The sequence below is a fragment of the Streptomyces sp. NPDC059009 genome (assembly GCF_042740175.1).
Classification (GTDB): domain Bacteria; phylum Actinomycetota; class Actinomycetes; order Streptomycetales; family Streptomycetaceae; genus Streptomyces.
On the sequence record NZ_JBHYJB010000010.1, the window covers coordinates 187,490 to 211,722 of the forward strand.

Consider the following 24,233-nt stretch of genomic DNA (forward strand, 5'->3'; position numbering starts at 1 on the left):
GATCACCTCCTATTGCGGGTGGTCGGGCCGCCCGCAGGCGGTCGCTTCACGCCATCCAGTCGGGCAGGCGGCCAGTGCTGCGACGCCGGTTGTAGTGATTCACCACGACCTCAGCGAGGCTGGCCGCGACGCTGCCGCCCTGGAACCGCTGAAGCCCGCGGGCGTCGGCGACCAGCCCCGTGGCGCCGCCCGGGTACATGGCCAGGCGCTTGCTGAAGTCGGCGGACTTGATCGCGCTGCCGTAGCGGTACAGCACCATGGCGACGCCGTGGATGATCGACCCGGCTGCGGCGTCCGCGTCGTGGCCCCACGCATCCGTGATGGCACTGAGCGATTCGCAGAGGATGTCCTCGCCATAGCGGAACGCCTTCTCCAGCGCGGCGACGGCGAGGATCCTGCCCGTGCCGTTCTGGTCGGCGACTTCCCAGCCGTGCCGGGCAGCGGCGTTGCTGATCGCGACGGCGTCCGGGTCCTTGGCGGTGAGCCGCGCGAGGAACTTGTAGATGATCTTGACCTGGCGGCTGTCGTTCAGCCCCAGAAACAGGGCGGCTTCATCGGGCAGCGCGAGACCGCGGTACACCTTGGCTTCGATCTTCTCGTCCGCGTATCCGGCAAGACGCGCCAGCGCTGTGCGGTTCTGTCCGTCAAGGATCACGTATCGCCTGCCGCGCTCGCGCTCGGACAGAGTGGGTACGCCGAACTTCCCCCAGTCGAATCCGTCACTGAGGCGGCGCGCAACCCAACCGTCGTCTACCGGGCGGGTGTTGACCTGCGGGTCTGTCACGATTGCGGACAGCGGGATCATCTCAATCGCTGTCGCTCGCTGTATGGTCGGCATAGCTCCTCACCTTCTTGAGGATCTTGTTGAGGACACGGATGGTGTCCGTCAGGTCGCGCGCCCATCGCGCGGCCTCATCTGCTGTGACGCCGGGTTCGATCTCGTCCACCGAGTCGAATCCGGCGCACAGTCCGCGCAGCGTCGACAGGCCCGACGTCATCGCGTCGCGCTGCGCCCGCTGCGGGATACGTCTGCCGTTCGCGGCGAGGATCGGGCGGGGCTCGGGGTGCACGGCTGGCCGCTCCTTTCCGTCCAGGCCGAGCGTCGTCGGCGGACCAACTTCGAAACTTTTCGAAGTTGGTCGATCTTGCTGGAGGGCCTTGAGATCATTGCGGACCGTGCACTCGGTGACGCCGATCGCCGTTCCGATGGCTGTGTTGGACATGCGCGCGGCCTTCATGTCCGCGACGATCTCGCGCCGCTGCTCGCGCTCCAGCCGCACCATGCGGGCGCCCGCGAACTCGGCCGCGCAGTACGCATCCCACGAGGCGTAGTCGAGCGCCTCCCACGCGCGGCCCTCCCACGCAGTGACGATCAGCTCGTGCGCGACGGACAGGGTCGTCTTGATCTGCTCCGTCAACTGCCGCGCCTTCTCCGGGCTCAGGAGTACGGCGCCCTCAACAAGACGGTCAGGTACGGCCATTGCACCCCCTCTCCATCGAGGCATCACCCGGCGCGAAGAACGGACAGAATGCGCAATCATCGGCGACGGGGAATTCCCGTGCCGACTTGAGCGGGTCCTCATGGTCAAGCGCCGTGATCAACTCAGCTATTCGATCCACTCTGCTGAGCGCATCGCGTGCAACCGCCGGGTCGTATTCCTCGACGATCACGTAGAGATTATCGAGTGAACTCGACTCGCGCGGCCAGGAGATGAGCGCCACATGGTCGACGCGCTCGCCCTTCAGGCGCTGCCCGAATCCGTAGACGTGAAGCTGAACGCGGTATCCGGGCGGTATGCCGCCGCTACGCAACTTGCTCTGTGACCACTTCCCTTGGACCTTGTGATCGCCGACCATGCAGAGCGTGCGGTCAAGAAGATCCGCCGTACCTTTAGGGACATGCTCATTAGGGAAGTTGAGGAGAGTCTCTACCGCGTATCTGCCGCTGCCCGCGTTGGCCCACTCAAACATTCTCGACAAGGCTTCATGTACAGCCGTACCGACGAATGCCGACCAGCCGTCGCCGCCCGCATTCACTGCCGGGATACCGAGCAGCGCCATAGCGAGGCGCCTGTCACATGGCGATCCAATTTCGCTTGGCCCAAGATGCGCCTGAGCCCCGCGGTTATCGCCACTGCGGCGGTGGTCGTAGTCGAAGAACAACTGCTTCAGGGCCGCCGCGACCTGCTCGCCCTCCACCGACATGGGTACTGCGGCCGGGGCCGGTTCGATCTTGCCCGGCTGAGAGAACGGTGATCCAGGCTGGCTGAACTCAGTCGCAGTCGTAGCCGTCGCGGTCGGCGCATCCGCAGGTGTCCGGTCCGCACTGATCGCTATGACGCCCGGGGTGGGGGCAGTCGAGAGGGGGGCCGTCGACCGTCCACTTAAGGTCGTGCTCGTCGCGTCGGCGCTGTACGGCATCCTCTTCGCTATCCCGTTCGCGCTGGACGATGCAGCCTCCGGCGCAGCGGCAACAGGCTCCGCATCCTTCGGCGCCTCGGCAGACGCCGTACTCGCAACCGTCTTCGCACGCGGATGAGTACCAGTTGCGATCGACGGCGCCCCGTCCGGCCGCTGCACCTCGCCGTCGGTCGGCCTCGGGACAGTCGCACTCTCCGTAGACGCCGTCTTGAGGGTTGAGGCAGCAAGGCTCACGGTCGTCGGCGCAGGCGCTCCATTGCCGCTCTTCGGCGTGCTCGCAACCGTCGACGGCGCAGCGGGTGTACCGCTGCCCGTGCTCGCACAAGGCGGCGCCTTTGGAGCGTCCGGCCGCTGCGGCGAGCCCTTTGGCGTAGTCGTCGACTCCGGGGAGGACGGGGGCAGTTGCTTGTCCTCGATCTTCTTGACGGTTGCCGCCCACTTGCTGATCATCTCCTCTGCCTCGGGCGGTGCGGAGTCGGCCGCGTCCGCCGCTCTGTCCTCGCTCTCGTACGGCTTGCCGGACATGGCGCACCTCCGGCCGCGCGGCTCCGTGGTGTGGTCGACGTAGCAGCCGGTCGCGCCGTCCAGCAGCGGCGAGCGGCTGCACTCGGGACACGGCGCGTAGTCGCGGCCGATGACCGGGGTGTCGTCCTCCGGCCCCGTTTCCGGCCCGCGCTGGAGTAGCCAGGCCGGAATATCCTTGCGCGAGCGGCTGCACTCCGTGCCTGTCTCGCGGTCGTGCTTGCGGTAGCAGTTGCCCGCCGTGGCTGTGATGTTCTTGCGGCAGCTCGGACAATGGAATTTGCGGGTCTCAGCCATCGGGCCCCCGTTGCAGTTGCCTGGCGGGCGGGCTCATCAGGTAGCCGATCGCCCGCTGAAAGAACTGGATGTCGTCGCGGCCGTGCCCCAGGATCGAATTGCAGGGACGGCACAGCAGCCCGCGTACGGCGCCGCTCTTATGGTCGTGGTCAACCGAAAGGCGGATCGTCGCCCCATTGGCGCGGCGACACAGAGCACACCGCCCACTCTGCAAATACCGGAGCTTCTCATAATCGCCGGGCGCCAGTCCGTACATGGTTTGCACCGCCCGTTCATGAGCCGCAGCCTTACGCCGCTTCTCCTCTTCCCGGTGATGCGTCGCGCACCTCGGCCCCGGGTGCGGGGTTGGGCGCTTCGACCCTGGCGGACAGTCTTTGCACGTGCGCTTCTTCGGCGGCATTGTCCTCCGCTTTCCATTTCAGTCTCGGATCCAAGAATCCCGGACGGGGATGTCCGCACGCACAGCAGTAATCGCATTCCGTATTCATGGAATGAGCCATCATCGACGACAGCCACAGATGCCCTTCGGGCAGATCCCTCCGGCACATGGCGTGTCAGCTGCCGCCGTCCACGGGGACAGGGACCGGTGCCCCGAGACGCTCAGCCTCGGCCTCAAGATCCAGGCACCGGGCAATCAGGCGCAGGGCACGGCTGCGTTCGGGAGACCCAGCGGCCAGCTGCGCCACCCGCCCCCCGATAGCGCGCAGTTCCGCGACGGCGCGGGCATGGCGGGCATGCACGTCCTGAACGTGCTTGGCCTTCTGCCGTGCCGCCTTGCGCCGTCGCTCCCTGTCCGCTTGGCGCTGCGCCTGCATCGCCTGATGCCGCTCACGCTCGCGGGCCGCGGCCTCCATGGTGAAGTGCGCCCGCTGGCCGGTGTGCCGATAGCGCGCGGCCCGCGGCTTGTACGGACGCTGCCCCGTGAGCCGGGCCAGATCAGCCCACGTGTTCGGCATCGAGCGCGAGTCGGATGGAGTGTTGGGCACAGTGAGCGTGACGCCGCTCGTGTACCGCAACCGGTAGTGGCCGGACCCGGACATCCCGAGATTCGTCCAGCCGTGCGCAGTGGCCCAATCGATCAAGGCTCGTACATCGGCGCGCATCACGTGTCCGGGGGCTTGATCTGCTTGACCGGGGTCAGGGTCTCGAACTCGGCATAGATCGCTGGGTGCTTGGCGGCGAGGCCCTTCCTGTCGAAGTCGCCCCGGTACGTCACATCCACCACGAACAACGGCGTGCCGCTGGAGTCGACGGCCATGCGCGACGGGGGCCGCTGGTCATCCGGGTCATAGCCCAGCTCTTCGAGAATGCTGGCCCGCAACTGCTTCACGTGCCTGGCCCAACTGGCGGCCGCCTCCTTCGCGCTGGCCAGCTCGGCAAAGCGCTTCGCGAGAGCGCGGTCCACTTCAACAGGTACTGGATCTGTCACGGCGGTCCTTCCGTTTCCGAGAGAGCCGTGTCCCGCCAGCAGCCCGCGCACAGCAGCGCAGGCGACAGGTCACGGTTGAGGATGTGCGTGCGGATCGACGCGGCATGCAGCCGCACCCCCGACGCGCCGCACAGGGTGCAGCGCGGGACGTGCGGGCAACGGCGCCTGATGTCGCGGCGGTTCACCGCTCGGTCCGGGCAAGGAACCGGGACGCCGCCGCGGTGACCTCTCGCGCCCGCCTGGACGCCCGCGCCGGGCGCTCCTGGTCCTGCGCGTCGGCCGCTGTCTGAGCGCCCCGCGAGCGGGCGCGTACGGCCTTCTTGAGCCGGACGCGGCGGGTCATGACGGGTCGCCGTCCGACGAGGGCCACGCGGCCAGTTCAGTAATGACTTCATCCGGCACCGTGGCCGCGACCAACTCCACCGTTTCGGCGTGGCCTATACGCGCCTCAAGCTCGGTCGCGTAACGCCGACAGTCCTGGTCGGACCAGCTACCTTCACCGAACACCATCGTCTCGAAGAGGAGCAGTCCCTCAGTGCCCCACCCGTGATCGAGGCCGAGCCATACCGTTGATACATGGTGCACGGCGGACCGGTCGCGAGAAGCAACCTCAGTCAAGCCGATCCGCTTGTACTCCGGGTCTCCGAGAAGTTCGTTCGCGGTCGCGGCGTCGATGGGGATTCCGTCCTTGTCGTACCAGTTCACCTTCACCGCGCACCGCCCTTGATCCCTTTGCGCAGGTCGGGGAATCCGTGCGGGTCCGGGCTGTCCGGGTCCGGGTCGTGCAGCAAGTGCCGTTCATGGGCGAGTGCGCCCTCTCGGATGCGCCGCTTCAGTTGTTCCGGCGTGATGTCCAGATCGGCGATGGTCGCCATGACGCCCCCCTCAGGGCGGGTGATGCGGGTCAAGAGAAAGGCGCCGCAGATGCGGCGCCGCGGGTCCCCGAGGGGACGTGTCATGCGTTGGGCGCAGGGGCGGGGCGGCCATGGATAGCCGTCCATTCCCCCGCCCCTGCGCGCTCCCGGCGGGAATTGAACCCGCAACTGTCACCGACCTTTGTCGGCTGCCTCTGCCATGGCGCGCGCGTACTTGGGCTACGGGAGCTGCCTCTTCAGTTGTGCCGCCGCAGGGACCGCAATGCGACGGGTGGTGCTGCAACTCCCCGGGGGCGCCGGGGTCAGTCCGCGCCCGGACTGGCGGTGTTGGTGCCCACGAGAGGAATCGAACCTCTGTCACGGCATGACTGGCCGCGGCTCTGCCATTGAGCTACGAGGGCGGGCGGGGACCCCGGCTATCACCATCCGGGGCCCCCTGTTTTGAGTGAGCGGGATTCGAACCCGCAACAATCTGATTAGAAGTCAGAAGCGCTGCCTATTGCGCCATCACTTGGGTTTGCTCTATCCCCTGCGCAGTTGAGCGGGTTTCAATTTGAAGACCGGAGCGTGTTGCCTTTACACCATCGGGACGCGAGTGCCCCGAGCCAGAATTGAACTGGCATCTCTCGGCCAGATTCCCCGCCAGGTAGATCAGGAGAACGGCGAAGGTGCTGAGACTGGAGCGAGAATCTGAACCTGAAGCGCACGACGCGCGCCTAAGGCTGAATCTCAGACTCAGTCTTTCGCCCCTCATCTTGGGGGCGGCCCGGGTGCTCAGCCCGGGGGTCTTAGAGGCGCCTTACGGCGCCAGGAGATAGTCGAACACGGCGGTGCCGACGCGTACCTGTTCAACGTCCGCGCCGTTCGCCTCTTCCCTGGCTCGCTTCACGGCGTCCGCGAGGGCGTCGATACGCGCGACCAGGACGTCACGGCGGGCAGGCGCGAGGGCGCCGCTGAACTTCGTGGCGGCCCAGTGCCCCACGATCTCATCGACCATGTACACCTCGGTCTGCGCCGGGTGCTTGTCGGTCGCCTCGTACTTGACTAGCGTGCGCGGCACCTTCCGCGTGCGCATCGTCTGCACCGGCTCCGTGCGCCAGCCGTGCGCGTTCTCGTCCAGTTGCCACGCTTCGGACGGGTCCAAGGTGGGCGCCTTGACCATGATCGCGCGCAGGTCGACCAGCTGCTTCTCAAGGAAGAGCAGCAGCGGCACGGGCGCGCCGTCGACCACTGTCACGCCATCGACTACGACGTCAGCGAACGTCCCCGTGTTGCCCACCTCCTTCGTGGCCACAACATCAAAGAGCTTCGTCAGCTGGCTTGCCGCACTGCGGAGCTGGTCGTCAACGTGCTGCTGCACGAGGGTCGACTCGGGCGGGAACCGTTCCCCTTCATCGTCCACAGGGGTGTACTTCCGGCTGAGCCCCGCGAAGAGCGCGGGCTTCTGCAAGTCGTGATAGATCTTCGTCACCGCTGCCGCCGTGCGGGACTTGAGCCCCTTTTCCACTGCGACGATCTGACTCAGCTTGGGCATGCGGGTGTCCCTTCAGATTCAAATTGATGTGTGTGCAGGCGCCCCGGGGCCGAGGAGTGGATCCCCGGGGCGCCTCTTCCCGCGCCGCCCTCCAGAAGCGCGGGGGTTCCCTGCCCGGTCCAGCGTGCGCCGGACCCCACCCGGAGGCAGAGAAGGTCAGGATTCGCTGACTGCCTTGGCCGCGTGGTACGCCCACGACTCAGCGAGCCAGGCGGACTCCATGTAGAGGCCAGCGCTCCACGCTTCGAGCGTGCCGCGCTGCGTGGCAAGGAAGTCGGCCTCTGCGCCATACCGTTCAAGCTGAGCGGCGCGGAACTCAAGGACCGGGCCGGTCGCATAGGCGACCGGCGTCACGCTCCAGTGCGGCGTCAGGTGCTCGGCATCGGCCATGGTCCGATCTCCCATTCGTCCACAGTCAGGTTGTCGCCGCCGTACGCGCGGGTCGGCGCGAGGAACGCCGTCAGGTGGTCGGCGGCCATGGCGCGCGAGTCGGCGCGGGACACGTGGCAAGGGTGCTCCGGCTTGCCGTAGTCGCTCACCAGCGACCAGCCCCATCCGGGCATGTCCTCAATCCATTCCGATTGACGACGCCCCATCCAGTCGCGCGAGAAGCGCAGCGCGCGGGCACAGGGAATCTTGTTGAACTCCCGCTTCGTGATCGGCCCCTTGAAGATGGTCACCGCGCCCGGTGCCGGGTTCTCGTAGATCACCTGCCGGATCTTCCAGACCGCCGGGGCGTCGTGCCATTGCGGCTTGTCCGGGGTCTGCGCGAGACCGGTCCCGAACTTCCTGACCTTGCCGGGCTCGCAGCCGCGCGAGTGCCACGTCAGCTTGTACAACCACCAGGGTCCGCGCCGGTTGCCGTCCTCCTCGGTGACCTTGCGCCCCACCTGGACGGTCACGTGAGCCCCGCCATTCGTCCCGTCGGCGGGAACCCACTGCACGAGTGCCTGCCACCCGCAGTACTCGGCGTACGCGACCAGGTTCGTGACGATCTTCGGGGTGGTGTAGCCGTCTGGCGGGGTGGTGGTCATCAGTACTCCCCGGCGTCGTCGTACCCGCACTCGATGGAGCTGCCGAGTGATACGGCTATGCCCCACTCGTACGCGCTGGCCGGAGGCGGGGGCGGGTGCTCTTCCACCACGTGATCAGTCAGTGCGCTGCCCAGACTGAACGTGTCGTCGCAGTGCGGACAGAAGAGCTGACGTTGCGTCATAGCGCGCCCCCTTCCGGGGCAGTGATCAGTAAAGAGAGACAGCCACCCCGTCGCGGGGAGGGGTGCAACGGGGTGGCTGCCGGGGCCCGTCCGGGCGTGCAGGGGGCCCGCCCTGGACGGGGGCTCAGATGCCGAAACCAGCCCAGAACGAGACCGGCACTCCGAGCGTGATCAAGTCGGCGTCTTCATACCGTGCGTTCACGTCGCTGCTGTCGTAATCGGCGTCGAACCACGGGTAGGGATCGCCGAGACAGCGCGGGGACCAGACGACGGCGACGCCGTCACGGGTTGTATGGATCTTGGCCTGCCGACGGATGCCGTCTTCATCGATCCACATCCAGGCACAGGGCTCCGGGGTCATGGCGCCCCTCCTTCGGGGCTCGGGTCTGCGGGTGGTGAACCCCGCCCGGGAAGCGAGGCGGTGCGCCGATGGCGCGGGTCGCATGTCCCGGGCGGGAGTGAGGGATCAGGGCTGAATGCACTGCTCCGGAATCGTGAGCATCAGGGCCAGGTCCCGCCGCTCTTCCGGCGCCAGCAAGAGCGCCGCCTTCTCGCCCGTCTCCGTCTGGCAGAGCACGGCCGTCGTGTTGTCCGGGCCCCCGAGGAGGACCTCTTCGTTCCAGATCAGCAGCGGCATGGTGGGCATGACTCCCCCTCGCGGGTTGATGGGGTGGTACCGAGAGCCCCGGTCTGCCTTCGCGGCTACGTCCGTGGTGACCGTGGCCGGGGCGGAGTGAGTCAGAGGCGTTCCCAGTTCAGCCAGGTGCGCCATGCCCAGTGACTTGGGTGGTCGCTGATGTCGTGGCGGTTCGGCGTGCAGGACCGGCACGGCTCCAGGCACCGGAAGAACACCCGAGTTTCCGTCAAGAGCCAGACTCGACCCGTGATCACTTTGGGCTCGATGCGCGGGTAGTTCTTGTTCGGGGGCACCGTGTACCGGACGACGTCGCCCACTGCGACCTCCCGCTGCACGCCTCCGTCTAGGATCACGACGCCCGCCCCGTTCCGACGGTCACCGACACGGCCACCGAGAGGGAGCCAAGGGCGAGCGGCGGGTACAGGTACCAGTGCTGCCAGCACCAGATCACGAAGGGGAGGATCACAGCGACCGCCCCGCCCACACCGCCACCGCGACGCAGATCGCAGCGGTCGCCGGGATCACGTACCAGTGATCGCCTAACCAGAACACGACGTTAAGGATCATGACGTTCAGACCCCCTTGTACGCGCTCACGGTGGCGAACGTTGCGACCCCTTCGGCCAGCACGAGGTTGCTGTGCAAGTGTCGGTAGCAGGCGTACCTGACGCGCTGCTTCCCGACGCCGGGAAGTCCCGAGTCGTTGACCAAGTAGACGATGACGTGGTTGGGCCGTTCGACACAGCCAGTGCCTATGCCCCCAGCGCAATGCGGTCGCGATTCCTCTGTGATCGTGAACTCTTCGGCGTGGACCGGACGCCAGGCTTTCGATGTGTAGTTCATGACTCCCCCTCCGTTGCGTAGTCGTAGACCGAGTACCAGCGGCACGGGCAAGTGCGGCAGTGGAACGTCAGGCCCACCGCGCCGGGCGTCGGCTCCAACGCGGCGACGGGCTTGACCGTGGCCGTCTCGGCGCACTCCGGGTTGGGGCAACGCTCTTCGGGCCAGTCGCCCTCCAGCGGCGTGCACGGCGGGTCACAGGCACACATCACGCGCCCCCTTCCTTGGCCATCAGTGCCAGGCAGCGCTTGCACGTGACCTCTTCGTCGGTCGGGATCATGTAGTGGTAGCGAGCCACGGCCGAAACAGAGGCGCAGCACTTCGGCGCCTGCATCCGGAACTGCTTGAAGTAGCGCCCCGGGGCATGAACCGCCCCCGTGTGAGTCCGAAAGTTCTTCGTCATGACGCCCCCTTGATTCATCTTGTAGCTACAAGACTACGCTCCTTCGTAGCTACGAGAACCCGTCGTGCATCATGATTTTGTAGCTACGAAGAAAGTGAGAGACCTTGTTCCGCGTAGCTACAAACAGCTACCGTGGCCGCATGATTGACGATGAGCTTGAGCCCCGACAGTTCCGCGCGCTCAAGAGCGAGTGGGAGCCGTTCGAGGATGCGGCGAAAGCGATCCACCCGACCGGCCGCGGACCACGTGCCAAGGTGCTGCGAGAGTTCATTCGCTGGTACATGCGGCGCCCCGGGGCCAGGCTCCCCGAGCGCCCCCCGGCTGGCCCGTGGTCGAAGCCGCCCGCGGATCAGTAGCTCTTGGAACCGGGGCGCGTGCCGCGCGTGCCAAGCACGGGCCCCGGCGCATAGGAAAGGCGCCCGCCTCGGGAGCGAGGGGGCGCCTTGTTGGTGTTCTGCATCTACAGTGAAAGGATCTTGGCCATGGCCATCCCTTTGCGCAATGTCCGCGTACCTGATGAGCTATGGACTGCCGCCATGGCTAAGGCTGAAGCAGAGGGGCGCACCGTCACGTACGTGATCAACAACGCCTTGCGGAATTACATCTCGACGCCGCCTCAGGTCCTGGAGGTCAGCACCGATCCACCGGCTTCCCCACCGAGCACATGTACATGATCCCCCGCGCAGGCTTAGCATCGTCGCAGGTCAGAGCGGGGGTTGAAAAGAAGTCATGTACCACCACTTCAGCGGGAAGCCCGACCTCGCGCTCGCCGCGATCCGGCGCACCGCAGAGGAGCTGCGGGCCGCCGCCGAGGCATCGTTGAGCGGCACCGGATCCGCGTACGAGCGCGTCGAGTCCTACCTCCTGCGCGAGCGCGACGTGCTGCGTGGCTGCCCCGTGGGGCGGCTGACCATGGACCCGGACGTCATCGAGAGCGACGAGCTGCGCGAGCCGGTGACCCGGACGCTGGAGTGGCTGCGCGGGCGGCTCGCGGAGATCCTCCAAGAGGGCCTGGACGGTGGGGAGTTCACGGCTCCGCTGCATCCCGAGGAGATCGCCTCGGCCGTGGTCGCGACCGTGCAGGGCGGCTATGTCCTGGCGCGCGCCTCCGGTTCACCCGCCGCCTTCGATACGGGCGTACGCGGACTGCTCGCCCTGCTCGGCGCCGCGCGCCGCCCCACCGACAGCTGACAGCTGACGACGATTCCGTACGTCCACCCGTCCGCACGTCCACCTGACCGCCCGTCCGCCCGTCCGCACGTCCGCCCGAAGGAAGCCCCATGCGCATCACCCGCAACCGCCCCGACTCCCGGCGCGGCCCCGCCGAGCACTTCACCGGCACGGTCTGGCTCGACGAGATCGCACAGCCGCCCGCCCCGTCCCGGCTGCGCATGTTCAGCGTGCACTTCGCGCCCGGCTCGCACACCGCCTGGCACCGCCATCCCCACGGCCAGGTGCTGCATGTGACGGAGGGTCAGGGTCTGGTGCAGCGTGCGGGCGGGCCTGTCGAGGAGATCAGGGCGGGCGACACCGTCTGGATCGAGCCGGGCGAACGGCACTGGCACGGGGCGGGGCCGCGCACCTTCATGACGCACCTCGCGCTGGTCGAGGCGGCCGAGGACGGCACGACGGTCGAGTGGCACGAGCACGTGGAACCGTCCGCAGACCCCAACTGACCCCTGACACAGCGAGGTTGTCCACCATGCACGCCATGCAGTACGAGATCACCCTGCCCGCCGACTACGACATGGACATCATCCGGGAGCGGGTGGCCACCAGGGGCCATCTGCTGGACGGCTTCCCGGGGCTCGGCGTGAAGGCGTACCTGATGCGGGAGCGCGGCGTCGACGGCTCACCGGTCAACGCGTACGCGCCGCTCTACCTATGGAACACCCCTCAGGGCATGAACTCCTTCCTCTGGGGCCCCGGATTCCAGGGCATCGTCGACGACTTCGGGCGGCCCCAGGTACAGCACTGGACGGGACTCGCCTACGAGGAGGGGGTGGCGGCCGGCGCCCCGGCGAAGGCGGCGATCCGGCGTCGGCAGCGGATCCCCGAGGGCTCGCACCTGTCCGGACTGGTGGAGGAACTCGCCCTGGAGGCCAGGCGGTTGGCGCGGTGCGACGGGGTGATCCTCGCCGCCACGGCCGTCGATCCGCGCACCTGGGAAGCGCTGCACTTCTCCCTCTGGGCCCATGACGCGCCCGAGGGTGTGGGCGATGTGTTCCAGGTGCGGCACATGTCGGCACCGGAGCGGAAGCTGCTCGCCCAGGGACGGCACTGGTGACCGGGGGGCTGGTGCGTGGCGTGCTCGGGGATCTGGAGCCCGACGCGCTCGGCGTGTGCGACGCGCACGACCATCTGTTTCTGAGCAGCCCTCAACTCCCGGGCCAGGAGCTGGACTCGGCGCACCGGGCCGCCGCCGAGCTGGCCGCGTTCCGGGCGGCGGGCGGCGACAGCGTCCTCCAGTGGACGCCGCACGGCATGCGGCGGCACGCGGCCGAGCTCGCGGGACTCGCGCGGGACTCGGGGGTGCGGATCGTCGCCGCGACGGGCCTGCACCAAGCCGCCCACTACACCCAGGAGTTGCTCGACGGCCTGCGCGCCGCCGGTCTCGCCGGGCTGTTCGTGCGGGAGCTGACCGAGGGCATCGGCACGACCGGCGTACGGGCGGGGCTCATCAAGGTCGCGGGCGGCTTCCACGGCCTGGACGCGCACGCCCGCTGGACGATGGCGGCGGCCGCCGAGGCACACCACGCCACGGGCGCCACCATCACGGTCCACCTGGAGCTCGGCACCGGAGCCCTCGACGTACTCGACCTGCTCTGCGGGGAGTTGGGGGTGCCGCCGCAGCGGGTGGTCCTCGGTCATCTCAACCGCGCCCCCGACCTCGTCAGCCACCGGCAGGCCGCCGAGGCGGGCGCCTATCTCGCCTTCGACGGACCCTCCCGCGCGCACCACGCCACGGACTGGCGGATGCCCGACGCCGTACGGGCCCTCGCCGACGCCGGGTTCGGGGAGCGGATCCTGCTGGGCGGCGACACCACGACGGCCGGGGCGCGGTCGGTGAGCGGCGGGCCCGGCATGCCGTATCTGCTGCGCCGGGTGCGGCCGCGGCTCGAACTCGCGGTGGGCACGGACCTGGTGGACACGATCCTGACCCGCAATCCGGGGCGGGCGTTCGCGGTGGAGTGGCCCGCCTGAGTCCCCGTTCGAGCACGGTCCCGAGCCCGAGGTGCCGGGCCACCGCGCTCGGCCGCACCCGTCAGGCCGCCACCTGCCGGAACTCCGCGGCGACATGGGCCAGCAGGCGCCCGGGCGCGTCCTCCTGGATCGCGTGCCCCGCCCCGTCGACCCAGATGAGCTCGGCGTGCGGTACGCGATCGTGCAGGAAGTGGGCGAACTCCGGTGGCAGCAGGCGGTCTTCGGTGCCCCAGATGATCCGCGTCGGCACCTCGACGGAGCCCAGGAGGTGCTCGAACTCGGCGGTCTCGGCGGGACCGATGTGCCGGTACTGGCGGTAGAAGGCGTCCTGCCCCTCCTCCCCGCGCCACGGCGCCAGATGGGCGTCGAGGACCTCCGGCCGGTAGCCGGTGTGTGTGGCGCGCCTCAAGTGGGCGGCCACCAGCGCCTCGTGGGCCTAGTCGGGGAGGCGGCCGAACACGTCGGTGTGCTCCCGGATGAGCTTGAAGTAGCCGGTGCCCCAGGGGCCGCCACCCACCGCGTCGACCAGCGTCAGGTCCCGGTAGCCGGCGCCCTCCAGGAGCAGCGCCCGCAGCGCCACCGCTCCCCCGATGTCGTGCGCGACGACGCCCGGCCGCTCAAGGCCCCAGTGGTCGAGGAGCCGCCGGAAGATCCTCGCCTGCGCGGTGATCGAGACGTCCTGGCCCGCGCGCCGCTCCGACTGCCCGTAGCCGAGCAGGTCCCAGACGTAGACCGTCCGGGTGCGGGCGAGAGCCGGTGCGATCTCGCGCCAGATGTACGAGGAGAAGGGCGAGCCGTGCAGCAGGACGACCGGGTCGCCCTGGCCCGACCGGGACCAGCGCACCGTTCCGTCCGGCGTCTCGAAGCTTTCCTCAAGGTTCCAGCTCATGCGGGCCGCCACCTCTCCAGGCGTTGCCGGGGCATCGTCGTCCGTCACGACGGGACGTTACTAGTTAGAGAGCTTTAGAGGTAACGCACCGAGGAGGGCGGAGGTGAGCGAGAAGGCGAGCCCCGCCCCATATTGCACTGCACGTTCCAAAACAGGTACGGTTCCCCCATGGCCCGACCGAGGACTTTCGACGAGGAGCGGGCCCTGGACGCGGCGATGCACGCCTTCTGGTCGAAGGGCTTCGAGGCCACCTCGACCCAGGACCTGTGCGACGCCACCGGACTGGGCCGCAGCAGCATCTACAACACCTTCAGCAGCAAGCACGACCTGTTCCGGCGGGCCCTGACCCACTACATGGACTCCATGACCAACGCCCAACTGGCCATCCTGGAGGACGAGAAGAGGACGCCGACCGCGCGCATCCAGGCCGTGTTCGACCGGGTCATCGACGGCGACTTCGAGCACCGCGAGGACGGCCGGAGCATCGGCTGCCTGACCGTCAACACGACGATCGAGCTCGCCGGGCGCGATCCCGCGACGGCCGCGATGCTGGACCGGGACCTCGAGCGGCGCCTCACGGCCCTGCGGGCCACCCTCGAAACGGGGCAGCGGACCGGAGAGATCACCTCACGGCGGGACCCGGGCGAGCTCGCCCGCTTCCTCAATGCCGTGATCGGCGGGATGCGGGTATCCGGACAGGGCGGCGCCGACCGTGCCGCGCTGGAGTCCATCGCGGCCACGGCGATGGACGCGCTCATCCGCTAGCCCCGCGTCCGCCGACCCTTCTCCTCCTCGGCTGTCACCACTCGACTCAAGTCCCCCACTCGGGGCGGCTCTCGCCTGCCCACGTTTTGAACTGATCATTCCAATACTCCTGGAGCTACCATGCCCCGCGCCGTATACGTCCTGGCCCTAGGCATCTTCGCCATGGTCACGAGCGAGTTCGTCGTCGCCGGACTCATGCCGCAGATGGCCGACGGACTCGACGCCACCATTCCGCAGGTCGGGTATCTGATCACCGCGTACGCGGCGGCGATGGCGATCGGCGGACCGTTCCTGACGGTCGCTCTTCTGAAGATGCGTCAGAAGTCCGCCCTGATGGTGCTGTTCGCCGTCTTCCTGGGCGGCAACGTGCTCGCCGCGCTCGCGCCCGACTACTGGACGATGCTCGTCGCGCGCCTCATCACGGGCGTCGCCTCCCAGGCGTACTTCGGCGTGGCCATCTCGCTGTGCGCCCGGCTCACCCGGCCCGAGGTCCGCGGCCGGGCCGTCGCCGTCGCCCTCAACGGGCTGATGCTGGGCACGCTGCTCGGCCTGCCGCTGTCCACGGTCATCGGTGAACACTTCGGCTGGCGCGCCGCGTTCTGGGCCATCACCGGTCTGACGGTGCTCGCCGCCCTGGCCACGTCGGCCGGGGTGCCGCGCCTGGAGAGCGCCGCGGAGGAGGGCGGGCTGCGCCAGGAGCTCGGCGCCTTCCGCAGCCCGCGGCTCTGGCTGACGCTGACCACCAGCACGTTCGTCATCGGCGCCACGTTCTCCGCGTTCAGCTATCTCAACCCGATCCTCACCGAGGTGACCGGCTTCGCGACCGGCACCGTGCCGCTGCTGCTCATCGCGTACGGCGCGGCCACCGTCGTGGGCAACACGGTCGTCGGGCGGCTCGCCGACCGGCGCACGCTGCCGGTCCTCATCGTCGGCCTGCTGCTCAACCTCGGGTTCCTGACCGGCTTCGCGCTGCTCGCCCAACTGCCGGTGCCCGCCGTGGCGTTGATGATGGGCATCGGGCTCGTCGGCGTCACCATGAACCCCGCCCTGGTGACCCGGGTCCAGCGCACCGGCAACGCCCGGCCGCTGGTCAACACCGTGCACTCCTCGTTCATCACGCTCGGCATCATCATCGCGACGTCGGTGGGCGGACCCGCGATCGACGCCTTCGGCCTGCGTGCGCCGCTGTGGATCGGCGCCGGCCTGGCCGTGCTCGGGCTGCTGAGCCTCGTACCGAACCTGAGGCGCCGTCAGGAGGGCGCGCGAGCACCGGAGTCGGAGCCCGCGCCGGAGAGGGAGCCCGCACCCGTCGCCTAGCCCGGCCCCCGCGTCCGCGTCCGCGTCCGCGTCCGCGGGCTAGCCCAGCACCCCGAGGGGGTCGTCGAGCACCGGCTGCCAGGCCAGCTCGGCGGCCCCCACCAGGCTGTTGTGGTCGAGGGTGCAGGCGAGGATCGGCACGCTGCCGCTGCGCCCCCACAGGCTGCGGTCGGCGACGACGGCGCGCAGCCGCTCGGCGTCCGCCTCCAGGAGTGTGCGGTGCAGCCCGCCCAGGATGATGCGGTCCGGGTTGAGGATGTTGACCAGGCCCGCGAGCCCCAGTCCGAGCCGGTCGATCATGGCCTCGGCGGCGCCGCGTACGCCCGGGTCCGTGTAGGCGTCCCGGAGCAGGGCGTTGGCCTGCTGGAGCAGGCCCTCGGGGCCCGGCTCGCGTCCGGCCTCGGTGAGGAACGCGAGGGGGTCCGTCTCGACGTCCAGACAGCCCCGGCTGCCGCAGTGGCAGGGGCGGCCCTCGGGGTTCACGGTGAGGTGCCCCACTTCGAGGGCGAGGCCCGAACTCCCGATGTGCAGGCGCCCGTCGAGGACGAGTGCGCCGCCGACCCCCCGGTGCCCGGTCGCCACGCAGAGCAGGTCGCGGGCGCCGCGGCCCGCGCCGTGCCGGTGCTCGGCGAGCGCGGCGAGGTTCACGTCGTTGCCGGTGAACGCCGCGCCCGCGATGCCCGCCGCCCGCACCTGCTCGGCGAAGAGGGCACGCACATCGGCGCCCGCGGGCCAGGCCAGGTGCAGTGGGTTGAGAGCGGTGCCCTCCGGCTCGGCGACGGCGGACGGCACCGCGAGCCCCGCGCCCACACACCGCCGCCCGGTCTCCCGCAGCAGCCCCGAGCCCGCCGCGACGACGGAGCCGAGCACCTCGGCGGGGTCGGCGCCGATCGCCTCGCAGCCCGGTGCCGTGGCGACGATGCGCCCGCCGAGCCCGACGAGAGCCGCCCGGAAACCGTCGGTGTGGACCTGGGCCGCGAGCACCACGGGCCCCCCGTCCGCCACCGAGAGCCGGTGCGAGGGCCTGCCCTGGGAGCCCGCCGCGGCGCTCGGCCTGGCGTCGATCCGGATCAGGCCGAGCGACTCCAGCTCGGCGGCGACGACGCCGGCCGTGGCCCGGGTGACGCCGAGTTCCGAGGTGAGCAGGGCCCGGGTCGGCGCCCGTCCCGTGTGGACCAGTTCAAGAGCGGGACCGAGCGCGCCGCGCCCCCGTTCGAGCCGGGTGCGCGTGGTCCCTGCCCCCTCGGCTCGGGGGGCCGCCTTGCCGTTCATGACGGTGAGTCTCCCATGATCCGTACGCCGCCCGGCCGTTCGGCCGCCTTCGGCTCCGTCTCCGCTGTTCGCCTGTTCGCCCTTTCGCCTGTTTGCCCTTTCGCCTGTTCGCCGTTCGCGCCGTCCGTCGGTGGTGGGGCGGGTCGGGGTGGGGACGCGGCGGTATGTCCGTCCTCGAAAAGCCGGGGGCGCCGGACGACTACATGAGTACTGGCTTGGGCGGGTTGCTGTACTGCGGGCGGACATACCGCCGCGTCCCCACCCCTTGCGCCGTCGCCCGTCTGCAGGCCGGTGGGGGGATTTCAGTCCGTCCGGCGGCCACAGCGGGAACCCACTTACTCGTACCGGGGGAACGTTCCCCCTCGTACGCGGGCACGCCCATCGGCCGCTCGACGGACGTCCCGCCGTACGGAACGTTCCCCCCTCGTACGCGGGCACGCCTCTTGCCCGCAAGGTCGATACGCCCTGGCCACAGCCCCGAACTCCCTTGTCCCCACGCACGCGTGCACCCCACGCGGCCCTCCCGGCCGCCGCCTTGAACCGCCTTGTCCACGGCTGCCCCACACCCTACTCTGACTTTGTGCCGCTACTAAACAAACTCGGGTCCGCAACGTCGCGGCCCCCCTCGCCCGCCCCTTCCGACCTCGTCCGCCTCCGCGTCGTCCTCACCGTCTTCTTCGCGCTGGACGGTTTCGTCTTCGCGGGGTGGGTCGTGCGCATCCCCGCCATCAAGGAGCAGACCGGCGCCTCGTCCAGCGCCCTGGGGCTCGCGCTGCTCGGCGTCTCCGTGGGCGCGGTGATCACGATGATGCTGACCGGGCGGCTGTGCCGCAGGTTCGGCAGCCACCCGGTGACGGTGGTCTGCGGCGTCCTGCTGTCGCTGAGCGTGGCGCTGCCGCCGCTGACCCACTCGGCGCTCGCGCTCGGCCTGGTCCTGCTGGTCTTCGGCGCGGCGTACGGCGGCATCAACGTCGCCTTCAACAGCGCCGCCGTCGACCTCGTGACCGCCCTCGGCCGGCCGATCATGCCGAGCTTCCACGCGGCCTTCAGCCTCGGCGGGATGGTCGGCGCGGGGATCGGCGGGCTCATCGCGGGCTCCCTCTCCCCCACCCGGCATCTGTTCGGCCTCACCGTGATCGGGCTGATCGTGACGGCCGTCGCGGGGCGCGCGCTGCTGCGCCTGCGGCCCCCGGCGCTGCCGGACGGCGGACCCCAGGAGAACGGCGCCCCGCGCAGCCTCACCCCGCGCACCCGCGGGCTGGTCATCGTCTTCGGCCTGATCGCGCTCTGCACGGCGTACGGGGAGGGGGCGCTCGCCGACTGGGGCGCGCTCCACCTGGAGCAGGACCTCGACGCCCACCCGGGCGTGGCCGCCGCGGGCTACTCCTGCTTCGCGCTCGCCATGACGCTCGGCCGCGCCACCGGCACCGTCCTGCTCGAACGGCTCGGCCGCACCCGGACGCTGGTCGCGGGCGGCGCGACGGCCGCCGTCGGCATGCTGCTCGGCGCCCTCGCCCCGTCCGTGGGGGCGGCGCTCCTCGGCTTCGCCGTCACGGGCATCGGGCTCGCCAACATCTTCCCGGTCGCCGTCGAGCGCGCGGGCGCCCTCGCCGGGCCCAGCGGCGTCGCGATCGCCTCCACGCTCGGCTACGGCGGCATGCTCCTCGGGCCGCCCGCCATCGGGTTCATGGCGGACTGGTTCACCCTGCCCACGGCGCTCACCAGCGTCGCCGCGCTGGCCGGGGTGGCCGCCGTCATCGGCTTCACCACCCGCCGGGCGGCGGTGAGTTGACGACGGGCGCGGCCTCCCGGTCCCGGGCTCGCCGGGGTGCCGTCCCGGCAGGGCGGGATGGCGTCCCGGCAGGGCAGGACGGCGTCCCGGCAGGGCGGGACGGCGTCTATCCCCTGAGGGCCTGGGTGATCTGGCGCGTGGTCTGCTCGGCGACGCGGGGGTTGACGGCGGCGTACGCGGTGTAGGCGTTCAGACCGGTGGCGAGCGCCCACCCGCGGCCCCGCTCCCAGGTGGCGTCGTCCACGCCGAGCGCCGCACGGAACACGTCGCGGCTCCTGGCCGACATCAGGGTGAAGGCGATCGTCAGGTCGCAGGCCGGGTCGCCGACGCCGAGCTCGCCGAAGTCGATGACCGCGCTGAGGCGGCCGTCGACGGTGAGGAGGTTCCCGGTGTGGAAGTCGCCGTGGAACCACACCGCGGGACGTTCCCACCCCGGAGCGCTCAGCGCCGCGTCCCACAACTCGTTCATGGCCCGGGCGTCGAAGGCTCCCGGGCCACCCGCGCCTCCGGCGGCCCGCGCGATCGCGGCGCGGGTCGCGCGGTCACGCCCGGCCAGCGGGGAGGCCGCGGGGCTCCCGTCCGCGCCGTCCGCACGCACCAAGTCCGGTTCGGGCGGCACAGCCTGAAGGGCCGTCAGGAAACCCGCCAGCTCGACGGCCGCCTCGGCCGAGTCGCCCAGCGCCGCCACGGTCGCCACCTCGCCGTCCAGCCAGCGCGACACCGCCCACGGCCAGGGATAGCCGAGGTCCGGCTCGCCGACCCCGACGGGCTCGGGGACGGCCAGCGGCAGCCGCGGGGCGAGCCTCGGCAGCCACCTGAGCTCCTTCGCGGCCTGCCCGACGGCCCCGGCGTGGCGGGGCAGCCGCACGGCCAGCGCCCGGCCGAGCCGGTAGATCACATGGCCCGAACCGGCCGGGTCGACGAGCTCCAGCGGCAGCCCGGCCCACTCGGGAAACTGCCTCGCGACCAGACTCCTGGCCAACGCCGCGTCGATGGTGGGCCGCACGTCCGCCCCGGTCTCGGTCGCCAAGAGCAGCTCCAGCCGTCCGGCCCGCTCTGCGCGGCGGGCAGCCGGAGCCATCAGAAGGGGTCGAGGATCCGCCTGTCCACCGAATTCCGCGGCCCGCTCCGCGGGTTGGGTCCATGAGCCACAATCGCCGCATGGAGATTGCCGAGCACATTGACGTCCTGGAACGCGAGGGCAGGCTGCTCGCGCGCGCCGCGCAGGCCGCGGGGCCCGACGCCGAGGTGCCCACATGCCCGGGCTGGCGGGTGCGCGACCTGCTGCGGCACATGGCGATGGTGCACCGGTGGGCCACGGCCTTCGTGGGCGAGGGGCGCACCGAGTACCGCAATGGTGGCGGGCTCTCGACGCTGGAGGGGGACGCACTGCTCGACTGGTTCCGGGAGGGGCACGCCGCCCTCGTCGAGACCCTGCGGGCCGCCCCGGGAGACGTGGAGTGCTGGACGTTCCTGCCCGCCCCGTCGCCGCTCGCCTTCTGGGCGCGGCGGCAGGCGAACGAGACGACCGTGCACCGCGTGGACGCCGAGGCCGCGCTCGGGGGTGAACTCGGCGCGAGCGACGTGGAGTTCGCGGTCGACGGCATCGAGGAAGTGCTGTTCGGGTTCCACGCCCGCCGCTCCAGCAAGGTGCGCTCGGCCGAGCCGCGGGTGCTGCGGCTGCGGGCCACCGACGCGGGGGCGGACGCCGTGTGGACCGTACGGATCTCGCAGGACCCGCCGGTCGCCGAGCGCGGGGCGGTGGGGGACGCGGACGCCGAGGCGGCGGGGGACGCGGCCCGGCTGCATCTGGCGCTCTGGAACCGGGTGCCGTTCCCGGGGCTCACCGGGGATGCGTCGCTGGCCGCGCTGTGGCGGGAGACGTCGGGCGTGGTGTGGAGCTGAGAGCCTGTTCTTGAACCCCCGCCTGCGCCCCGGCGCCCGGCACGCACCCTCGCCGCACGCCGAGCGCACGCACCGACCGCCGCTGTGCCCGCGCTTTGCGGCGCGCACGACGGGATGTTCAAGGACAGGCTCTGAGCGCGGTCAGCCCTCGCAGGCTGCGCCCCGCTCCGCCCCCGTCAGCATCCGCCGCAGCACCGCGCGCTGCACCGGCAGCACCTCCGTGTGCAGGACGCGCCCCTTGTCGGTGAGCTCGACCCGCACCCCGCGCCGGTCCTCGCTGCACATGCCTCGGCAGACGAGACCGTCCTTCTCCAGGCGCCCGATGAGGCGGGACAGCGCGCTCTGGCTCAGATGGACCCGGCCCGCGATCTCCTGCACGCGATAGGCGGCGGAGCCGTCCTCGGCCACGCCCTCCGCGAGGACGTCCAGGACCTCGAAGTCGCTTGCGCCCAGGCCGTGTTGGTGCAGCTCACGGTCGAGCTCGCAGAGGGTGCGCGCATGCACCGCGAGGATGTCGCGCCACTGGTCCACGAGCGACTGCTCGGCCGTCTTCGCCGCCATGGACGCACCGTAGCAGAGATCGGCCGTTTTGTTGCATCGGAATTAATTGCACGCGCATACGTCGTGTCCCCGTGCAGCACTCATGTCCCCGTACAGCGCCGCCCCGCACAAGTGGTTCCTTGTCCCTCCGCGCACCGCCGCCGACACTCGAGGGATGGGCCGACGAACGCAGGCAGAGCGGGACGCGACCACCGTCGAGATCGGGTTCGCGCTGTGTGTCGCCGTCGGGCTGGCCGGAGCCGCCTTCCTGGCGGTGACGGGGCCCGCCCTGCTGCTCGACGTCACGCCGGACACCTGGCGGACGGCGAAGCGGTGCGGCGCCCTTCTCGGGGCCGCGGTGTTCGTCCTGACCCTCGTGGTCGTGCTGGTCCGGCACAGCCGTACCGTCGAGGACTGGCGGCGGCGCGAGGCCGAGGATCAGCCCAGCCAGCCGGGCCGCACGAGCCCCGACTCGTAGGCCAGCACGACCAGTTGGGCCCGGTCGCGGGCGCCGAGCTTCACCATCGTGCGGCTCACATGGGTCTTGGCGGTGAGCGGGCTGACGACGAGGCGGCGGGCGATCTCCTCGTTCGACAGGCCGATGCCCACCAGAGCCATCACCTCCCGCTCCCGCTCGGTGAGTTCGCCGAGCGCGGCGGCGTCGGCGGGCTGCTTGGAGCGGGCCGCGAACTCCTCGATGAGGCGGCGCGTCACACCGGGCGAGAGCAGGGCGTCACCGTGCACCACCGCCCGTACCGCGCGCAGCAGTTCGTCCGGCTCGGTGTCCTTCACCAAGAAGCCGGAGGCGCCGGAGCGCAGCGCCTCGAAGACGTACTCGTCCATCTCGAAGGTGGTGAGCATGACCACCTTCACGTCCGCCAGGTCCGCCTCCCGGGTGATGTGCCGGGTGGCTTCGAGGCCGTCGAGCCGGGGCATGCGGATGTCCATCAGGACGACGTCCGGGCGCAGTTCGCGCACCATGCGGACCGCCTCCTCGCCGTCCGCCGCCTCCCCGGCCACCTCGATGTCCGCCTGCGCGTCGAGCAGCGCCTTGAAGCCCGCCCGGACGAGGGACTGGTCGTCGGCGAGGAGTACGCGGATCACTGGTCCTCCTGGGGCGTGGGTGCCGTGCGGGTGGGCAGGGCCGCCGTGACGCGGAAGCCGCCGTCGGGCCGCGGGCCCGCCTTGATCGTCCCACCCAGGGCCGCCGCGCGCTCCCGCATTCCGGCAAGTCCGTTGCCGCTGCCGCCCGCGTCGGCGCCGGTGGCGGGCCCGTCGTCGTCCACGCGCAGGGTCAGCTCCGCCTTCTCGTACGAGACGAGCACGCGCGCATGGCGCGAACCGGAGTGCCGTACGACGTTGGTGAGCGCCTCCTGGACGATGCGGAAGGCGGCCAGGTCGGTGCCCGGCGGGAGCTTCGGCGCCCGGCCCCGGGTGTCGACCGTGACGGTGAGGCCCGCGCTCGCGGCCTGCTCGACGAGTTCGGGGAGCCGGTCCAGGCCGGGGGCGGGGGCGCGTGGCGCGGCACCGGGGGCCCTGAGGGTGTCGAGGACCTGGCGCACCTCGCCGAGCGCCTCCTTGCTCGCCGACTTGATGGTGGTGAGGGCGGTGCGGGCCTGCTCCGGGTCGGAGTCGAGCAGGGCGAGGCCCACGCCCGCCTGGACGTTGATGACGGAGATGGAGTGGGCGAGCACGTCGTGCAGCTCCCGGGCGATGCGCAGCCGCTCCTCGTCGGCGCGCCGCCGCGCGGCCTGCTCGCGCTCGGCGCGGGCCTGCGCCCACTGCTCGCGGCGCACCCGGACCAGCTCGGACAGGGCGACGACCGCCACGATCCAGGTGGCGATGATGCCTTCCTGGCCCCAGGAGGCCGGGCCGTCGTCCGGCGGCAGATACCGGTACAGCCAGTGCCCCACCAGCAGATGCCCCAGCCAGAACATCGCGACGGCCCCCCACGCCGCCCTCCGGTGCCCCGCCACGATCGCGCCGTAGCAGCCGATCGCCACGGTGAGGAAGACCGGCCCGTACGGGTATCCGGCGCCGAGGTACACCATGGCGCAGGCCGCCGTGCCGTAGGCCACGACGACGGGGTGGCGCTGGCGCCACAGCAGCAGGGCCGCGCCCGTGAAGAGCAGCAGCCAGCCGAACCAGTTGAGGCCGACGCGCTCCTGCGCCCCCTCGTTGTGCCCGGCGAAGTTCGAGCCGATGAGCACGAAGGCGGTGACCGCCGCCGTGGAGCGCCACGGCCACCGGCCGCCCCGCCCCTGCTCGCCCCACCACGGCGGCCCGTACCGCAGGACGTGCGGCGGCCGGCCCCAGGGCCGGGACCGACCGCCGCGCCCGGCTGTCTGCTGCTCTTCCATGACCGTCACGCTAGAC

33 protein-coding genes, 3 tRNA genes and 1 pseudogene are annotated in these 24,233 nt (G+C 70.5%); 10 read left to right on the plus strand and 27 right to left on the minus strand.

Annotated elements, in window-relative coordinates:
- Positions 1-46: 46 nt before the first annotated feature.
- The 21 genes from ACFWYM_RS12965 to ACFWYM_RS13065 all read right to left on the minus strand — a co-directional run bounded on the left by ACFWYM_RS12965 (position 47) and on the right by ACFWYM_RS13065 (position 10,173).
- Positions 47-838, minus strand: coding sequence for a DUF6551 family protein (locus ACFWYM_RS12965; RefSeq protein WP_384834525.1), 792 nt, complete (start codon positions 836-838; stop codon positions 47-49).
- Positions 807-1,418 (minus strand): hypothetical protein, encoded by a 612-nt coding sequence (locus ACFWYM_RS12970; protein ID WP_384834527.1) that lies wholly within the window; start codon positions 1,416-1,418, stop codon positions 807-809. Before ACFWYM_RS12970 ends, ACFWYM_RS12965 begins: the two co-directional genes overlap by 32 nt.
- A 49-nt stretch (positions 1,419-1,467) precedes the next feature.
- Positions 1,468-3,240, minus strand: coding sequence for a hypothetical protein (locus ACFWYM_RS12975; RefSeq protein ID WP_384834530.1), 1,773 nt, complete (start codon positions 3,238-3,240; stop codon positions 1,468-1,470).
- Positions 3,233-3,496 carry an endonuclease VII domain-containing protein gene (locus tag ACFWYM_RS12980; protein WP_384834533.1) on the minus strand — a complete coding sequence of 88 codons (264 nt, stop codon included), beginning with the start codon at positions 3,494-3,496 and terminating at the stop codon, positions 3,233-3,235. Before ACFWYM_RS12980 ends, ACFWYM_RS12975 begins: the two co-directional genes overlap by 8 nt.
- 298 nt (positions 3,497-3,794) lie before the next feature.
- Positions 3,795-4,343: a hypothetical protein gene (locus ACFWYM_RS12985; RefSeq protein ID WP_384834536.1), complete on the minus strand. Its 549-nt coding sequence runs from the start codon at positions 4,341-4,343 to the stop codon at positions 3,795-3,797.
- Entirely contained in the window at positions 4,343-4,669 is a 327-nt protein-coding gene (locus ACFWYM_RS12990; RefSeq protein WP_384834537.1) for a hypothetical protein, read from the minus strand. Before ACFWYM_RS12990 ends, ACFWYM_RS12985 begins: the two co-directional genes overlap by 1 nt.
- Positions 4,670-4,850: 181 nt before the next feature.
- A complete protein-coding gene (locus tag ACFWYM_RS12995; RefSeq protein WP_384834539.1) occupies positions 4,851-5,012 on the minus strand; it encodes a hypothetical protein in 162 nt (53 codons plus the stop codon).
- Positions 5,009-5,380, minus strand: coding sequence for a hypothetical protein (locus tag ACFWYM_RS13000; protein WP_384834541.1), 372 nt, complete (start codon positions 5,378-5,380; stop codon positions 5,009-5,011). Before ACFWYM_RS13000 ends, ACFWYM_RS12995 begins: the two co-directional genes overlap by 4 nt.
- Complete coding sequence (locus ACFWYM_RS13005; protein WP_384834544.1) at positions 5,377-5,544, minus strand: hypothetical protein; 168 nt, start codon at positions 5,542-5,544, stop codon at positions 5,377-5,379. Before ACFWYM_RS13005 ends, ACFWYM_RS13000 begins: the two co-directional genes overlap by 4 nt.
- A gap of 141 nt (positions 5,545-5,685) precedes the next feature.
- Positions 5,686-5,773: transfer RNA gene (locus tag ACFWYM_RS13010), tRNA-Phe, on the minus strand.
- A gap of 99 nt (positions 5,774-5,872) precedes the next feature.
- Positions 5,873-5,945: transfer RNA gene (locus tag ACFWYM_RS13015), tRNA-Asp, on the minus strand.
- A 40-nt stretch (positions 5,946-5,985) separates the two neighbouring features.
- Positions 5,986-6,058: transfer RNA gene (locus tag ACFWYM_RS13020), tRNA-Arg, on the minus strand.
- 285 nt (positions 6,059-6,343) lie between these two features.
- On the minus strand, positions 6,344-7,078 hold the full coding sequence (locus ACFWYM_RS13025) for a hypothetical protein (RefSeq protein ID WP_384834547.1): 735 nt from the start codon (positions 7,076-7,078) through the stop codon (positions 6,344-6,346).
- A 156-nt stretch (positions 7,079-7,234) separates the two neighbouring features.
- Positions 7,235-7,468 (minus strand): hypothetical protein, encoded by a 234-nt coding sequence (locus ACFWYM_RS13030; protein ID WP_384834550.1) that lies wholly within the window; start codon positions 7,466-7,468, stop codon positions 7,235-7,237.
- Positions 7,447-8,112, minus strand: a complete 666-nt coding sequence (locus ACFWYM_RS13035; RefSeq protein WP_384834553.1) for a hypothetical protein — start codon at positions 8,110-8,112, stop codon at positions 7,447-7,449. Before ACFWYM_RS13035 ends, ACFWYM_RS13030 begins: the two co-directional genes overlap by 22 nt.
- Positions 8,112-8,294 (minus strand): hypothetical protein, encoded by a 183-nt coding sequence (locus ACFWYM_RS13040; protein WP_384834556.1) that lies wholly within the window; start codon positions 8,292-8,294, stop codon positions 8,112-8,114. Before ACFWYM_RS13040 ends, ACFWYM_RS13035 begins: the two co-directional genes overlap by 1 nt.
- Before the next feature lie 124 nt (positions 8,295-8,418).
- Positions 8,419-8,655 (minus strand): hypothetical protein, encoded by a 237-nt coding sequence (locus ACFWYM_RS13045; RefSeq protein ID WP_384834559.1) that lies wholly within the window; start codon positions 8,653-8,655, stop codon positions 8,419-8,421.
- A gap of 105 nt (positions 8,656-8,760) precedes the next feature.
- Positions 8,761-8,940, minus strand: a complete 180-nt coding sequence (locus ACFWYM_RS13050; protein WP_384834562.1) for a hypothetical protein — start codon at positions 8,938-8,940, stop codon at positions 8,761-8,763.
- A 563-nt stretch (positions 8,941-9,503) separates the two neighbouring features.
- The gene (locus ACFWYM_RS13055) at positions 9,504-9,773 is read right to left on the minus strand and encodes a hypothetical protein (RefSeq protein WP_384834565.1); all 270 of its coding nucleotides are present in this window, start codon (positions 9,771-9,773) and stop codon (positions 9,504-9,506) included.
- A complete protein-coding gene (locus tag ACFWYM_RS13060; RefSeq protein WP_384834567.1) occupies positions 9,770-9,979 on the minus strand; it encodes a hypothetical protein in 210 nt (69 codons plus the stop codon). The genes ACFWYM_RS13055 and ACFWYM_RS13060 overlap by 4 nt, the downstream gene beginning before the upstream one ends.
- A complete protein-coding gene (locus ACFWYM_RS13065; RefSeq protein WP_384834570.1) occupies positions 9,979-10,173 on the minus strand; it encodes a hypothetical protein in 195 nt (64 codons plus the stop codon). Before ACFWYM_RS13065 ends, ACFWYM_RS13060 begins: the two co-directional genes overlap by 1 nt.
- A 140-nt stretch (positions 10,174-10,313) precedes the next feature.
- Here ACFWYM_RS13065 and ACFWYM_RS13070 point away from each other — a divergent pair, with 140 nt between their 5' ends.
- From ACFWYM_RS13070 to ACFWYM_RS13090, 5 genes are all read left to right on the plus strand, one after another.
- Positions 10,314-10,529 carry a hypothetical protein gene (locus tag ACFWYM_RS13070; RefSeq protein WP_384834572.1) on the plus strand — a complete coding sequence of 72 codons (216 nt, stop codon included), beginning with the start codon at positions 10,314-10,316 and terminating at the stop codon, positions 10,527-10,529.
- 373 nt (positions 10,530-10,902) lie between these two features.
- Entirely contained in the window at positions 10,903-11,364 is a 462-nt protein-coding gene (locus ACFWYM_RS13075; protein WP_384834575.1) for a TetR/AcrR family transcriptional regulator, read from the plus strand.
- An 89-nt stretch (positions 11,365-11,453) separates the two neighbouring features.
- Positions 11,454-11,849 (plus strand): cupin domain-containing protein, encoded by a 396-nt coding sequence (locus ACFWYM_RS13080; protein WP_384834578.1) that lies wholly within the window; start codon positions 11,454-11,456, stop codon positions 11,847-11,849.
- Between the two features lie 26 nt (positions 11,850-11,875).
- Positions 11,876-12,460 (plus strand): DUF4865 family protein, encoded by a 585-nt coding sequence (locus tag ACFWYM_RS13085; protein WP_384834580.1) that lies wholly within the window; start codon positions 11,876-11,878, stop codon positions 12,458-12,460.
- A complete protein-coding gene (locus ACFWYM_RS13090; protein ID WP_384834583.1) occupies positions 12,457-13,377 on the plus strand; it encodes a phosphotriesterase in 921 nt (306 codons plus the stop codon). Before ACFWYM_RS13085 ends, ACFWYM_RS13090 begins: the two co-directional genes overlap by 4 nt.
- Positions 13,378-13,438: 61 nt before the next feature.
- Here the strand turns inward: ACFWYM_RS13090 and ACFWYM_RS13095 are convergent.
- A pseudogene (locus ACFWYM_RS13095) lies at positions 13,439-14,266 on the minus strand (alpha/beta fold hydrolase).
- A 168-nt stretch (positions 14,267-14,434) separates the two neighbouring features.
- Between ACFWYM_RS13095 and ACFWYM_RS13100 the strand changes: the two are divergent.
- Positions 14,435-15,031 carry a TetR/AcrR family transcriptional regulator gene (locus ACFWYM_RS13100; protein WP_384834586.1) on the plus strand — a complete coding sequence of 199 codons (597 nt, stop codon included), beginning with the start codon at positions 14,435-14,437 and terminating at the stop codon, positions 15,029-15,031.
- 120 nt (positions 15,032-15,151) lie between these two features.
- Positions 15,152-16,348, plus strand: coding sequence for an MFS transporter (locus tag ACFWYM_RS13105; RefSeq protein ID WP_384834589.1), 1,197 nt, complete (start codon positions 15,152-15,154; stop codon positions 16,346-16,348).
- Between the two features lie 39 nt (positions 16,349-16,387).
- Here ACFWYM_RS13105 and ACFWYM_RS13110 read toward each other — a convergent pair whose 3' ends face one another.
- Complete coding sequence (locus ACFWYM_RS13110) at positions 16,388-17,620, minus strand: ROK family protein (protein WP_384834592.1); 1,233 nt, start codon at positions 17,618-17,620, stop codon at positions 16,388-16,390.
- A gap of 580 nt (positions 17,621-18,200) precedes the next feature.
- Here ACFWYM_RS13110 and ACFWYM_RS13115 point away from each other — a divergent pair.
- Positions 18,201-19,412 (plus strand): MFS transporter, encoded by a 1,212-nt coding sequence (locus tag ACFWYM_RS13115; RefSeq protein ID WP_384834595.1) that lies wholly within the window; start codon positions 18,201-18,203, stop codon positions 19,410-19,412.
- Between the two features lie 106 nt (positions 19,413-19,518).
- On the opposite strand, the gene ACFWYM_RS13120 is transcribed toward ACFWYM_RS13115, so the two are convergent.
- Complete coding sequence (locus ACFWYM_RS13120; protein WP_384834598.1) at positions 19,519-20,493, minus strand: aminoglycoside phosphotransferase family protein; 975 nt, start codon at positions 20,491-20,493, stop codon at positions 19,519-19,521.
- 80 nt (positions 20,494-20,573) lie between these two features.
- On the opposite strand from ACFWYM_RS13120, the gene ACFWYM_RS13125 reads away from it, so the two are divergent.
- Positions 20,574-21,317: a maleylpyruvate isomerase family mycothiol-dependent enzyme gene (locus tag ACFWYM_RS13125; RefSeq protein WP_384834601.1), complete on the plus strand. Its 744-nt coding sequence runs from the start codon at positions 20,574-20,576 to the stop codon at positions 21,315-21,317.
- A 141-nt stretch (positions 21,318-21,458) separates the two neighbouring features.
- On the opposite strand, the gene ACFWYM_RS13130 is transcribed toward ACFWYM_RS13125, so the two are convergent.
- Complete coding sequence (locus ACFWYM_RS13130) at positions 21,459-21,878, minus strand: MarR family winged helix-turn-helix transcriptional regulator (protein ID WP_384834604.1); 420 nt, start codon at positions 21,876-21,878, stop codon at positions 21,459-21,461.
- A 154-nt stretch (positions 21,879-22,032) separates the two neighbouring features.
- On the opposite strand from ACFWYM_RS13130, the gene ACFWYM_RS13135 reads away from it, so the two are divergent.
- Positions 22,033-22,335: a DUF6332 family protein gene (locus tag ACFWYM_RS13135; RefSeq protein ID WP_384834607.1), complete on the plus strand. Its 303-nt coding sequence runs from the start codon at positions 22,033-22,035 to the stop codon at positions 22,333-22,335.
- On the opposite strand, the gene ACFWYM_RS13140 is transcribed toward ACFWYM_RS13135, so the two are convergent.
- Together ACFWYM_RS13140 and ACFWYM_RS13145 are read right to left on the minus strand one after the other, a co-directional pair.
- On the minus strand, positions 22,296-22,961 hold the full coding sequence (locus tag ACFWYM_RS13140) for a response regulator (RefSeq protein ID WP_384834610.1): 666 nt from the start codon (positions 22,959-22,961) through the stop codon (positions 22,296-22,298). The genes ACFWYM_RS13135 and ACFWYM_RS13140 overlap by 40 nt on opposite strands.
- Complete coding sequence (locus ACFWYM_RS13145) at positions 22,958-24,217, minus strand: sensor histidine kinase (protein ID WP_384834613.1); 1,260 nt, start codon at positions 24,215-24,217, stop codon at positions 22,958-22,960. The genes ACFWYM_RS13140 and ACFWYM_RS13145 overlap by 4 nt, the downstream gene beginning before the upstream one ends.
- Between the last annotated feature and the right edge of the window lie 16 nt (positions 24,218-24,233).